This is a genomic window from Streptomyces gilvus, assembly GCF_022513565.1.
Classification (GTDB): domain Bacteria; phylum Actinomycetota; class Actinomycetes; order Streptomycetales; family Streptomycetaceae; genus Streptomyces; species Streptomyces gilvus.
The window spans coordinates 183,911-196,353 of the sequence record NZ_JAKWBE010000010.1 but is presented as its reverse complement, the minus strand read 5'-3'; the positions used below and the strand labels follow the sequence as shown (position 1 = coordinate 196,353).

Sequence of the window (12,443 nt, the reverse complement as noted above, 5' to 3'; positions counted from 1 at the left end):
GGCGGTTTGGGCGGTCGGCGCGGTCCGGCGGGGGAAGGGTGTCGGCCGGTTCACTGCTCGTCCGGCGGCTGTGGGCCGTCGGTTCGTTCCGTTTCCGGCGTCTGGGATTCGTCGCCGGCTTCTTTGAGTGCACTCCAACGTGCCTCCCGTGAGGCGTCGTGCTCCCGCGGAGCGAGTGGCAGGGGGTCGGCCGGCAGGAGGTCGAACGCCGTTTCGGTCTGGTCGCGTACGACGCCGTAGAACTCGTCCCCGTCGTACCCCCCGCCACCGCCCGGCACCGGACCAGGAGCCGCCTTCTGGAAGCCGAGCCACGCCCGGAAGGCGGCCAAGGCCCCGCTGCGGCCCCCGCCTTCGGCCGCCTCCGACCTCGTCCCGGCGATCCTCGGCTCGGCGTTCCCCGGCTCAGGGATCTTCGGCTCGGTGACCCTCGGCTCCGCATGCTTCGGCTCCGCCCCCGCCGGTCCGCTTCCTTCCCGCCCGGCACCCCTGCGCCGCCAACCCCGCACCCCGAGCGCCACCGGTACGGACAGTGCCAGGATCCATCCCAGCGCCGCGCCCCCCGTCTCCCACCACACCGGCCCGAAGCTCGACAGCGCCGCCACCCCGAGCCGTCCGCCCGCCAGTGCGGTGAGCGCGGCGACGCCGGCCGCGCAGAGCACCGTGGCCAGCGCGGCCGTACCGGCGGTCCTGGCGCCCGACCAGGCCTCGGCGCCGTCTCCCCCGCCCGCCGCCCCCCGCGAGGCAGCGGCCGCGCCCACGAACCACCCCACCACCATCCCGGCCGCCACCGGCACCACCCCCGTCGCCCCGTCGGCCCATCCCCCCTGCCCGGGCCCCGGCACCGCCGCCAGCAGCGGGAACGGCGGGAGCAGCGGGGTCGGTGCCGAGGCCAGCGGCGTCACGGCATGCCCGACGCTCAGCACGAACCCCGGACCGAGGGCGTACGAGGCACCCCACACGGCCGCGTTGGGCAGCAGGGCCAGACACAGCAGCAGTACCGCGAACCGCCCCGACCAGCCCTCCGTCACCTGCAGAAGGGACGCGCGCGCCGCCTCGCCGTGCCACAGCAGCGAGGCGCCCACCAGCAGCGCCCCGCCCCCGACCAGGACCGTCACCCCGGCCGCCGCGGCCTGCGCCGCGACCCCCCACCGTTCACGCGCCCGCGCCCCGAACACCAGCCGCCGCACCCCCGCGGGCAGGAGCAGCAGCACCCCGTCCACGGGCTCACCGGGACGGCCGTAGGCGGTCCAGACGCCGGCCGCAGCCGCCCCCGCCACGACGAGCGGCACACAGATCCCCGTCCACATCCACGACGGCCGCAGATCGCCGCCGGACGCGTACAGGGCGGCCGCCGCTCCGACACCGAGGTAGCCGAGGACGACGCCCGTCCACGCCGTTCGGCCCGGAAGCAGCGGTACCGGCCCCTCCGTCTGCTCCCCCTCCACCGCGTCCCGAGCCGCGCGGTGCACCAGCCACACCGGCAGCGCGAGCAGCAGCAACGGCGTCACGCCGACGGGCGCGGGGGCGCCGGAGAGCGTGTCGGTGCGGACCAGTTCCACGCCGTGCGCGAGCAGCCACAGCGCCGCCGCCACGTGCAGCGCGCCCCCGGGCCCGCTGTCGGGGTACGGCGAACTGATCCACAGCATGATCACGAGCACCGCGAACACCCCGAGCCCCAGCCCGGCGGCGACCGCGCCACCCAGAAGGCCGACCCCCAGTCCGGACGATCGGTCGCGCAGACGGACGAGCAGGGACGACAACGACATGCGGCGAGCGGTCAGCTGAGTCACGACCGTCATGGTCCCAACGACACGCGCTTTCCGGTCGTAACAGGCGAACCTCCGCTGTGTCGCCCAATATATGTTTATGTACTTTTTCGTACGAAGGGGCGCCCAGTGACGCAGCCTCAGGAACCGGAACCGACAGCGCCCCTGACGCCCGCTCAGGCCTTCGACGCGCTGTACGCGTTCTGCGCCCCGGCCCTCGTACGGCAGACCTACCTGCTCACCGGTCGGCGCGAACTCGCCCGTGAGTCGGTGGAGCGCGCCTTCCAACTCGCCTGGCAGCGCTGGCCCGAGGTCGCCCGCGATCCGGACCCGGGAGGCTGGGTGCGCGCGGCGGCGTACGACTGCGCGCTCTCCCCCTGGCACCGCTTCCGCCCCCGCTACCACCACCCCGAGCCACCGCCGGCGGACGCCCCCGACCGCGCGCTCCTTTCCGCGCTCCTCGAGCTCCCCCCGCCGTACCGCCGCACGCTCGTGCTGTACGACGGTGTGGGGCTCGGCCTCCCGGAGACCGCGGCGGAGACGGAGGCCAGCACACCGGCGGCCGCGGGCCGTGTGCTGTACGCCCGCGAGGTCGTCGCCGCGCGCGTCCCGGACCTCGTGGACCCGGCCGAACTCCACCGCTGCCTGACCAGGCTCGCCTCCGCGGAACGGCTGCGCGCGGACAAGCCGACGCGGGTGCGGGCCGGGGGCGAGCGCAGGACCCGCTTCATGACCCGGGCCGCCATCGCCTGCACGGTCGCCCTGATCGGGACGACGACGTTCACCGTGCGGACGGCTCCGACCCACTACGAGCCGCCGGTCCCGCACGGCGTACAGGTGCGGGGGCTGCCGCCCCGGGTGGCGCTGGGGCCGCTGTCGGAGGCGCAGGCCGGCCTGCGGAAGAAGCTGCGGGCGGAGATGGTGCCGGGGCGGGACAGACTCGTACCGCAGGAACGGTGAGGAAACCGGTGGCGAAACCGGTGAGTGAACCGGTGAGGAAACCGGTGAGTGAACCGGTGAGCAAACCGGTGGTGTGCAGGCCGATGGGCCCGCCCCCTCCCCGGGAACGGGCCCATCGTTCGTCGCTGCGGGAGCCTCAGGCGCTGAGGATCTCCCGGGCCAGCTTCGCCGTCTCGGTCGGGGTCTTGCCGACCTTGACGCCCGCGGCCTCGAGGGCCTCCTTCTTCGCCTGCGCCGTGCCGGAGGAACCGGAGACGATGGCGCCGGCGTGGCCCATCGTCTTGCCCTCGGGCGCGGTGAAGCCCGCGACGTAGCCGACGACCGGCTTGGTCACGTTCTCCTTGATGAAGGCCGCGGCCCGCTCCTCGGCGTCGCCGCCGATCTCACCGATCATCACGATCAGGTCGGTGTCGGGGTCGTCCTGGAAGGCGGCCAGCGCGTCGATGTGCGTGGTGCCGATGATCGGGTCGCCACCGATGCCGACGGCGGTGGAGAAGCCGATGTCACGCAGCTCGTACATCATCTGGTACGTCAGCGTGCCGGACTTCGAGACCAGGCCGATACGGCCCGGCTTGGTGATGTCGCCCGGGATGATGCCGACGTTCGACTGGCCCGGGGTGATGATGCCGGGGCAGTTCGGGCCGATGATGCGGGTCTTGTTGCCCTTCTTGCCGGCGTACGCCCAGAAGGCGGCCGTGTCGTGCACGGCGATGCCCTCGGTGATCACGACGGCCAGCGGGATCTCGGCGTCGATCGCCTCGTCCACCGCGGACTTGGTGAACTTCTCCGGGACGAAGATGACCGAGACGTTGGCGCCGGTGGCCTCGATGGCCTCCTTGACGGTGCCGAAGACCGGTACCTCGGTGCCGTCGAAGTCCACGGTGGTGCCCGCCTTGCGTGGGTTCACGCCGCCCACGACGTTGGTGCCGTCGCCCAGCATGAGCTTGGTGTGCTTCATGCCCGTGGCACCGGTCATGCCCTGGACGATGACCTTGCTGTCCTTGTCGAGCCAGATAGCCATGGTGTGTTGTGTCCTCGTCCTGAGTGCTTACTTGGCGGCGTGGGCCAGCTCGGCGGCCTTGTCGGCCGCGCCGTCCATGGTGTCGACGCGCTGCACCAGCGGGTGCGCGGCGTCGGTGAGGATCTGTCGGCCCAGCTCGGCGTTGTTGCCGTCGAGACGGACGACCAGCGGCTTGGTGACGTCCTCGCCGCGCTCCTCGAGGAGCTTCAGGGCCTGCACGATGCCGTTGGCGACCTCGTCGCAGGCGGTGATGCCACCGAAGACGTTGACGAAGACGGACTTGACGTCCGGGTCGCCGAGGATGATCTCCAGGCCGTTCGCCATGACCTGGGCGGAGGCGCCACCGCCGATGTCCAGGAAGTTGGCGGGCTTGACGCCACCGTGCTTCTCACCGGCGTACGCGACGACGTCCAGGGTGCTCATGACGAGACCGGCGCCGTTGCCGATGATGCCGACCTCGCCGTCGAGCTTGACGTAGTTGAGGTTCTTCTCCTTGGCGGCGGCCTCGAGCGGGTTGGCCGCGGCCTTGTCGTGGAGCTCCTCGAAGTCGGGGTGACGGAACTCGGCGTTGTCGTCGAGCGACACCTTGCCGTCGAGGGCGATCACGTCACCGGAGGCGACCTTGGCCAGCGGGTTGACCTCGACCAGGAGGGCGTCCTCCTTGATGAAGGTGTCCCACAGCCTGACCAGGACGTTGGCGACCTTGTCGGCGACCTCGGCCGGGAACTTGGCGGCCGCGACGATCTCGCGGGCCTTGGCCTCGTCCACCCCGTCGATGGGGTTGATCGGGGTCTGCGCGACGGCCTCCGGACGGGTGGCCGCCACCTCCTCGATCTCCATGCCGCCCTCGACGGAGGCGATGGAGAGGAAGGTGCGGTTGGCGCGGTCGAGGAGGAAGGAGACGTAGTACTCCTCGACGATCTCGGGCGCGGTCTCGGCGATCATCACCTTGTGGACCGTGTGGCCCTTGATGTCCATGCCGAGGATGTCCGTCGCACGGGCGACGGCCTCGTCCGCGGAGGCGGCCAGCTTGACGCCACCGGCCTTGCCGCGACCACCGACCTTCACCTGCGCCTTGACGACGGACTTGCCGCCCAGACGCTCGGTGATCTCGCGCGCCGCCTCAGGCGTGTCGATGACTTCACCGGCCAGCACCGGTACATCGTGCTTGGCGAAGAGGTCCCTCGCCTGGTACTCGAACAGGTCCACGCGCTTCCGTCCCTATCAGTGATCTCGCGGTTCGTTGGATGCGTGGGCGTGCCGCGAAGGGCAACGTGACGTCCGCATGGGTCACAGGGGAAGCGCACACGGTGTCCGAGCGCGCGGCATGTCCGTCTCGCAGGTTATCGCCGCTTGCGGGACCTCCCTAAATCGAGGGTCACACCTGAGCGGTGATACCTGTCACATGATGCCGCAATCACTGGCACGGGGTGCCGGGTGTGAGGGGCGGGTGGAGATCGGGAAGGCCCGGGGAGGGCATGGACGAAGGGCACGGGGGAGGCTGGCCGAAGGGAACGGGGGAGGCCTGGGCGAGGGGCACGGGAAGCCTCGCGAAGGGAACGAGGGAGGCCTGGGCGAGGGGCACGGGGAAGTCTCGGCGAGGAGCACGGGGAACCCTCGGCGAAGGGCACTGCGAAGGCCCCGGGCGAGCGCACGGGGGAACACTCAGCGAAGGGCACTGCGAAGGCCCTGGGCGAGTGCACGGGGAAGGCGCGGGCGAGGCGCACCGGGAAGGCCCGGCAAAGGGCACGGCGAAGCCTCGGCGAAGGGCACAGGGAAGTCTCGGCGATGGCCACGACGAAGGGCACGGGGAGGGGTCTCACCGGGCTGGGGTTGACCCGGTGAGACCCCCTGAACAGCCCTCGGGGGCACGAATGGGCCACCCCTGGGGGCTGGGGCCGGCGGTTCCCACCCCAATGGGAACCACCCGCCCCGTCCCGCGCGGCCACGACCGGACGGACCGACGGCTTTCGGCCGTCCGTGTCGCGCACCGCACGGAGTCAGCGGCCCGGCGCGCTGCTCGCGCGTCGGGGGGCGTCTTGCGACGCCGGTGGTGGACCGGTCGTATGCCATGGCGTCCCGCCGATGCCGGGGCTGATCCTTCGGATGCCGGCGCGGAGGCGGGGCCTACAGCGGTGGTGAGTAACCGGTCGGGCGTGGAGGGGGCGTACGACTGCTGCGCGTCACTGGGACCTTTCCGGCGCCGGATCCGTCGCGATCGGGGGGAGTGGGACCGGCGGGCCGGAGAGTCGGCGGCTTCGGTCCGGAGATTCCGGGGGTTCGGACCGGCGCGCGACCTGTTCCGCCCCGCACGGCAGATCAGCCGCGCGGGGGGCCGCCCTAGGCGGGGGAAACCGGAACGTCCCGGTGCCTGTCCCGGGTGGATCCCCCGACGGCGCGGGCTGCGGCGCCGGCCAGAAGCCGCGACGGCGCCCGCTGGTCGAGCGCGACGGCGTACGCGTCGCCGTGCCGCGAGGTACCGCTGTCGACGGCGTTACGGCTGCTCAGCTCGCCGGTCGGGTCCCCGCCGGGAGCCTGGTGCACCGGGACGTAGCCGGGGACGTCGCTCCGCTGTCCGCCGCCATGCCCCGAGGCATGCGCCGCACCGGCGCCCGCACGCGGCATCGGCCCGTACGTCGTCCCGCGCCCCGCCCCCGCTCCGGAACGGCCGTCGGCGACACCTCCGCCCTTCACCGGCTGCCCCGCACCGTCACCCGGCTGCGCAACCGGCGGCGGCGACGTCTGCCCCTGGCCGGTCGGAAGTCCGGGCTGTGAGGGGAACGAGGGCAGGCCCGGCACGCCGGGCAGCGACGGTGCGCCGGGCTGGGTCGGGACGACCGGCAGAGCCGGCAACGACGACAGCGGCGGTATCTGCGCGGTCACCTCGCCGAGCGCGTCGGCCACCACCACGACGAGCCCACCGACCGGCTGCAGAACCCGCCCGCCGACACCCTGGACGTGGCCACCGACGACGGCCCCGAGGACCTGATCACCGGCACCCGGAAGGGTGAGGGGCGACGGCGCCGCGCGTCCCGACGGGGCATCGGGGGTGACTCCGATCGACGGCCGACCGGCGAAGCCCGAGGGCAGGGTCGTGGCGGGGTCGGTGGGGGGCAACCCGGCCGGGCCGCTCGCCCGCACGCCATCCGCCCGCAGGCGATCCGCCCGCCCGCCATCCGTCCGCAGGCCGCTCGTCCGCACGCCCCCCGACCGCAAGCCATCCGCCCGCACGCCATCCACCGCACCGAGCGGTCCGGTCGGACGGGCGGACGTCACCGGCGTCTCCTCCGCCGCGTGCGCCTGCTCCCCGCAGAGAAACCCGAGTGCGAACAACCCACCCACCAGCAGCGCCACTTGCAGCGCGCGCCGGGCAACCGCCGTGCGCATCACGCGCAGAGCGGCGCCGGGCAGGGCTGCATGCCAGGTCAAGAGAGGGTCGATCCTCCCGTGCTGCGGAACGGTCTCGGTCGAGAAGGCGTCGATCCTTGCACGCCCCTCCGCAGGTTGCGCAAGCCCTCCGTTACCGATGGGTAGTCATGTCCCTTTTGCTGGTCCGAGTCGGACGACGACTGGTCGACAAATCGTCAGCGAACACCCCAGCCACGGCCCCTCCGTCACACCGCCTCCGGTATCGGCGGGGGCCGCTTCTCGATCGCCGCCGCCATCACCTCGGGGAAGAGGTCGGGCGTGCAGGCGAACGCCGGTGCCCCCAGCGCGGCGAGCGCGGCCGCGTGCTCCCTGTCGTACGCCGGCGCCCCTTCGTCCGACAGCGCGAGCAGCGCCACGAACTGCACCCCGGACGCCTTCATCGCGGCGACCCGCTTGAGCATCTCGTTCCGTATCCCGCCCTCGTACAAGTCGCTGATCAGCACGACCACCGTCTCGGCGGGCCGGGTGATCTGCGACTGGCAGTAGGCGAGCGCCCGGTTGATGTCCGTACCGCCGCCCAGCTGGGTGCCGAACAGGACGTCCACCGGATCGTCGAGCTGGTCGGTGAGGTCGACGACGGCCGTGTCGAAGACGACGAGCCGTGTGTCGATCGACCGCATGGACGCGAGCACCGCCCCGAACACCGACGCGTAGACCACGGACGCCGCCATCGAACCGGACTGGTCGATGCAGAGGACGACCTCCTTCTTCACCGACTGCGACGCCCGCCCGTACCCGATCAGCCGCTCGGGCACGATCGTGCGGTACTCGGGGAGGTAGTGCTTGAGGTTGGCCGCGATGGTGCGGTTCCAGTCGATGTCGTGGTGGCGCGGCCGGTTGATCCGGGCGCTGCGGTCCAGGGCGCCGGTGAGGGTGGCCCTGGTGCGGGTCGCGAGCCGCTTCTCCAGATCCTCGACGACCTTGCGCACGACCGCCCGCGCCGTCTCCTTCGTCGTCTCCGGCATGGCCTTGTTGAGGGACAGCAGCGTGCCGACGAGGTGCACGTCCGCCTCCACCGCCTCCAGCATCTCCGGCTCCAGCAGCAGCGTGGACAGCCCGAGCCGGTCGATGGCGTCGCGCTGCATCACCTGGACGACGGAGGACGGAAAGTACGTCCGGATGTCCCCGAGCCAGCGTGCCACCGAGGGCGCCGACGCCCCGAGCCCCGCCGAACGGTCCCGCCCCGACTGCCCCTGCCGGTCCCCCTTCCCGTACAGCGCGGTCAACGCCCCGTCCATCGCAGCGTCCTGGCCCGCCAGCACACATCCGGTGCCGTCGGCCGCCTCGCCCCCGAGCACCAACCGCCAGCGCCGCAACCGCTCCTGCGCCGGGTCCGTCGCTTCCGTCGTCATCGGCACACCCCCGCTCGCGGACGGTCCCAGAGCGGAAGGACCACTACGGCAACGGTCGGACGGTCGGCCACCGCGACGCCGGTCGCCGAGGCACCCCTCGTGGAGAGCCGACCGCCCTGCCGGCGCCTGCACTCGACGGCATCCATCACACCGGCTCCCCCGTCCGTCTCCCTCAGCCCGTCATACGTCATCCCGCCACCCCCACGAGGCCGTTGTCCACGTCCCGCCCCTCCACGTCCGGATCCATCCCGTCCCGCCCCAGCCCCAGCCCCAACAGCAGCCGCACCACCGGCACCACGGCCTCGGCACGGTCCGCGTCCAGCTCCGGCGCGAAGCCCGGTATGCCCGAACCGGCCGCCCCCGCACTCCCCTGCCGCCCGGGTCCCCGGCGGACCAGCTCGCCCAGGGTGCGCCGGACTCCCGGTTCGTACGCCGAGAACGTCCGCCTGAGCAGCGGCAGTACGTCCGTGAACGCCTCCGCCGGCACCCCGGTCAGCCAGGCGTCCACCAGGCCGAGCAGCCGCTCGTCGTGCACGAGCAGCATCCCGCCGCCCGAGCCGCCACCGACGAAGCCCTCGATCCACGCGGCCGCGTCCCCCGGCGCAGTCCCGGGCGACAGCACGAGCCCCATGAGCCGCGCCGCCTCGTCCTGCTCCAACGCCCCCTCGTCCAGCAGCAATCGCACGGCCCGTCCCCGTACGACCCCCGGCACGGTGTCCCGCAGCCCCAGCACCCGCAGCACGGCCCGCCAACGCCCACGCAGACCACGATGCCCACCCGCACCGTCCCCACCCGTCCGCACCTGGGCCTGCCCGTCCCGCACGGGTTCCGCGGACGGGTGTGCCAGGGCGGGTACGTCCGCCAGGAGCCCCACCGCCCCGTGCACCGCGTCCACATGCCGGCGCATCTCCTCGGCCCCGTCCTGGTCGAGGGCGGCGCAGGCCGGCGGAAGGCCCACGAACACGCGCTCGGCGAGGCCCGCCGCGACCTCGGCCAGGGCATGGGTGTCGGTGCCGCGTACGTCGCCGTACCGCAGGGAGCGGACCAGGGCGGGCAGGGCCTGGGCGAGTTGGCCGACGTCCGCGTCGAGCGCGGCCCGGTCGGCGAGGATCCGCATCACCACGGGCAGCGCCTGCGGCAGTTCGGCCAGCAGACAGCGCTCGGCGAGCCCGGTGACGTCGGCGAGCCCCTGCGCGGCGAGCGCGTCCGCCTCCGCCCTGGCGGTCGCGGCGCCGAGCACGGTCGTCCCCCACACCCCGGCCTCCGCGACCCGCACCGACAGCTCCGGCTCCCAGCGCAACCGCCAGGTCTCCCGGAAGGTCCCCGTGCTCCCCCGGGAGGCGACCGGCTCGCCCCAGCCGATGCCCAGCAGCCGCAGCCGGTGCAGCAGCCTGCTGCGCCCGGCGTCGGTCTCCTTGCGCAGGTCGAGCTCCAACTCCCGCTCCAGCGCCTCCGGTTTGAGCCGCAGTCGGCGCTGGGTCCGGTCGAGGTCCCGCTGCAGCGGCACCGCCGGCGCCGTCCGCGGCACCTCTCCCAGCACGTCCCCGACGACCAGCCGGTCGCGCACCAGCCCCAGCGGCACGTCCGAGCCCTCGCACATCACCGCGCGCACGGCGTCGGTCGTCTCGCCGAGTCCCGGCAGGGGGCGGCCTCGCATCGCCGCGAGCGTCTCGGCCAGTCGTACCGCCTCGATGACATGCGCGGAGGAGACGAGCCGGTCCTCCTCCCGGAGCAGTCCCGCCACCTTGGTCATCCACCGCTCGATCGGCCGGTCCGGGGCGCCGAACAGATGCCCGTACCAACCCGGGGACTCGATCCCCGCGCCGTATCCGCTGACCCGGGACAGCCGCCGGTGCGTCCACGGCACCCATGTCATGTCCGCCTTGACCTTCGGCAGGCCTTTCAGCAGCGCCCGGTCGGCCGCGACGGTCGTCCTCTCCCGCAGCGCGGGCACATGCCAGGCCCCGCACACCACGGCCACCCCGCCGCCGAACTCCCGCTCGGCCGCCCGCATCTGGAGCCGCATATGGGCCTCGCGCACGAGGTCCCGGTCGCGCCCGCCGACGCCGTACGTCTCCCGCAGCACCCCCATCGCCTCTTCGAGCACGGCGAACGGGGCGAAGGCGTCCCGCTCGCCCACTCCCCGGTGCTCGATCACGTCCTCCCACCACCGCTCGGGGTCGTCATATCCTGCGGCGTCCGCGAGCACGGCCAACGGGTCGATCCGGACGTCGACTTCGGACGCGGAATCGGGACCGCTTTCTGGGACATCCACAGGCCCCGATCCCGGGAGGCCCGCAGGCTCCGTTCCCGGGAGGCCCGCAGCCCCCGCCCCCGCGGAGTCGCCGCCTTCGACGACCTCGACTCCCTCCGCTCCCTCTCCTCCGGCCCCCTCGGCTTTCCGCTCCGTCGGCTCCTCGGTCCCGTCCTGCCCCCACGCGAGCGTGTGGGTCGCCGGCAGGTCGATGAAGCGGGCCGGGACCTCGTGGGCCAGGGCCCAGCGGATCGCCACCCACTCCGGGGAGAACTCGGCGAGCGGCCAGAAGGCCGAGCGGCCGGGCTCGTCCACGGCGTGAGCGAGGAGCGCGACCGGCGGCCGCATGTCCTCCTCGGCGGCCAGCGGGATGAGCGCGTCGGCCTCGGGCGGCCCCTCGATCAGCACGACCTTCGGCCGGGCCGCGTCCAGCGCGGCGCGCACCGCTCGCGCCGATCCGGGCCCGTGATGCCGCACCCCGAGCAGCAACGGCCGGCCGTCCCCCTGAGCCGTCACGCGCTCACCTCCCGGCAGGCCCGGTAGAAGTCCATCCAGCCGTCGCGCTCGCGGACGACCGCCTCCAGGTACTCCTGCCAGATCACCCGGTCGGCCGCGGGGTCGCGGACGACGGCGCCGAGGATGCCCGCGGCGACGTCACCGGCCCGCAGCACGCCGTCCCCGAAGTGGGCGGCGAGGGCGAGCCCGTTGGTGACGACGGAGATCGCCTCGGCCGTCGACAGCGTGCCGCTGGGCGACTTGAGCTTCGTACGCCCGTCGGCGGTGACCCCGTCGCGCAGTTCGCGGAAGACGGTCACGACCCGTCGGATCTCGTCGACGCCGTCGGGCACGGCCGGCAGCTCCAGGGAACGGCCGATCTGGTCGACGCGCCGCGAGACGATGTCGACCTCGGCCTCGACGCTCTCCGGCAGCGGCAGCACCACCGTGTTGAAGCGGCGGCGCAGGGCGCTGGAGAGGTCGTTGACCCCGCGGTCGCGGTCGTTGGCGGTGGCGATCAGGTTGAAGCCGCGGACCGCCTGGACCTCCTGCCCCAGCTCCGGTATCGGCAGGGTCTTCTCGGAGAGGATCGTGATCAGGGTGTCCTGGACGTCCGCCGGGATCCGGGTCAGCTCCTCCACCCGCGCCGTCATCCCCTCCGCCATGGCCCGCATGACCGGGCTCGGCACCAGGGCGTCCCGGCTCGGGCCGTGGGCGAGCAGCTGCGCGTAGTTCCAGCCGTACCGGATCGCCTCCTCCGGCGTGCCCGCCGTTCCCTGCACGAGCAGGGTCGAGTCGCCGCTGACCGCCGCGGCCAGATGCTCGGACACCCAGGTCTTCGCGGTGCCGGGGACGCCCAGCAGGAGCAGGGCGCGGTCGGTGGCGAGGGTGGTGACGGCGACCTCGACGATACGGCGCGGGCCCACGTACTTCGGTGTGATCACCGTGCCGTCCGGCAGCGTGCCGCCGAGCAGATACGTGGCCACCGCCCAGGGCGACAGCTTCCAGCGGGCCGGGCGCGGGCGGTCGTCCTGCGCCGCCAGCGCGGCGAGTTCACCGGCGAAGGCGCCCTCGGCGTGCGGCCGCAACGCCTCGGCCGGTCCCTCCACGGGTACTTCGGCTGCTTCGACGGTCGTCGGTTCCACGGACACAGACATGGCTGAGGC

Annotated in this window: 7 protein-coding genes and 1 pseudogene; 1 reads left to right on the top strand and 7 read right to left on the bottom strand. The window is 73.2% G+C overall.

The genetic code is table 11. The annotated features are described in order from the left end of the window. Window positions 1-50: 50 nt before the first annotated feature. A complete protein-coding gene (locus tag MKW14_RS18010; RefSeq protein WP_240863544.1) occupies window positions 51-1,799 on the bottom strand; it encodes a cell division protein PerM in 1,749 nt (582 codons plus the stop codon). Between the two features lie 99 nt (window positions 1,800-1,898). On the opposite strand from MKW14_RS18010, the pseudogene MKW14_RS18005 reads away from it, so the two are divergent. Continuing rightward, window positions 1,899-2,726 (top strand): annotated as a pseudogene (locus MKW14_RS18005) (SigE family RNA polymerase sigma factor); the annotation flags it as partial. A gap of 136 nt (window positions 2,727-2,862) precedes the next feature. Here MKW14_RS18005 and sucD read toward each other — a convergent pair. The 6 genes from sucD to MKW14_RS17975 all read right to left on the bottom strand — a co-directional run bounded on the left by sucD (window position 2,863) and on the right by MKW14_RS17975 (window position 12,434). Further along, the gene (gene sucD / locus MKW14_RS18000) at window positions 2,863-3,747 is read right to left on the bottom strand and encodes a succinate--CoA ligase subunit alpha (protein WP_208784794.1); all 885 of its coding nucleotides are present in this window, start codon (window positions 3,745-3,747) and stop codon (window positions 2,863-2,865) included. Between the two features lie 27 nt (window positions 3,748-3,774). Next, on the bottom strand, window positions 3,775-4,956 hold the full coding sequence (gene sucC / locus MKW14_RS17995) for an ADP-forming succinate--CoA ligase subunit beta (RefSeq protein ID WP_240863542.1): 1,182 nt from the start codon (window positions 4,954-4,956) through the stop codon (window positions 3,775-3,777). A 1,131-nt stretch (window positions 4,957-6,087) separates the two neighbouring features. Then, window positions 6,088-7,134 (bottom strand): hypothetical protein, encoded by a 1,047-nt coding sequence (locus tag MKW14_RS17990; RefSeq protein ID WP_240863608.1) that lies wholly within the window; start codon window positions 7,132-7,134, stop codon window positions 6,088-6,090. 227 nt (window positions 7,135-7,361) lie between these two features. Beyond that, window positions 7,362-8,528, bottom strand: coding sequence for a VWA domain-containing protein (locus MKW14_RS17985; protein WP_240863541.1), 1,167 nt, complete (start codon window positions 8,526-8,528; stop codon window positions 7,362-7,364). 187 nt (window positions 8,529-8,715) lie between these two features. Next, window positions 8,716-11,298 carry a DUF5682 family protein gene (locus MKW14_RS17980; protein ID WP_240863540.1) on the bottom strand — a complete coding sequence of 861 codons (2,583 nt, stop codon included), beginning with the start codon at window positions 11,296-11,298 and terminating at the stop codon, window positions 8,716-8,718. Further along, window positions 11,295-12,434, bottom strand: a complete 1,140-nt coding sequence (locus MKW14_RS17975; protein ID WP_240863539.1) for an ATP-binding protein — start codon at window positions 12,432-12,434, stop codon at window positions 11,295-11,297. Before MKW14_RS17975 ends, MKW14_RS17980 begins: the two co-directional genes overlap by 4 nt. Window positions 12,435-12,443 lie beyond the last annotated feature (9 nt).

Bases quoted from the DNA above. Each gene is read 5' to 3' on its own strand.
- MKW14_RS18010 (WP_240863544.1), bottom strand. From the start codon at position 1,799: ATGACGGTCGTGACTCAGCTGACCGCTCGCCGCATGTCGTTGTCGTCC.
- sucD (WP_208784794.1), bottom strand. From the start codon at position 3,747: ATGGCTATCTGGCTCGACAAGGACAGCAAGGTCATCGTCCAGGGCATG.
- MKW14_RS17990 (WP_240863608.1), bottom strand. From the start codon at position 7,134: ATGCGCACGGCGGTTGCCCGGCGCGCGCTGCAAGTGGCGCTGCTGGTG.
- MKW14_RS17985 (WP_240863541.1), bottom strand. From the start codon at position 8,528: ATGACGACGGAAGCGACGGACCCGGCGCAGGAGCGGTTGCGGCGCTGG.
- MKW14_RS17975 (WP_240863539.1), bottom strand. From the start codon at position 12,434: ATGTCTGTGTCCGTGGAACCGACGACCGTCGAAGCAGCCGAAGTACCC.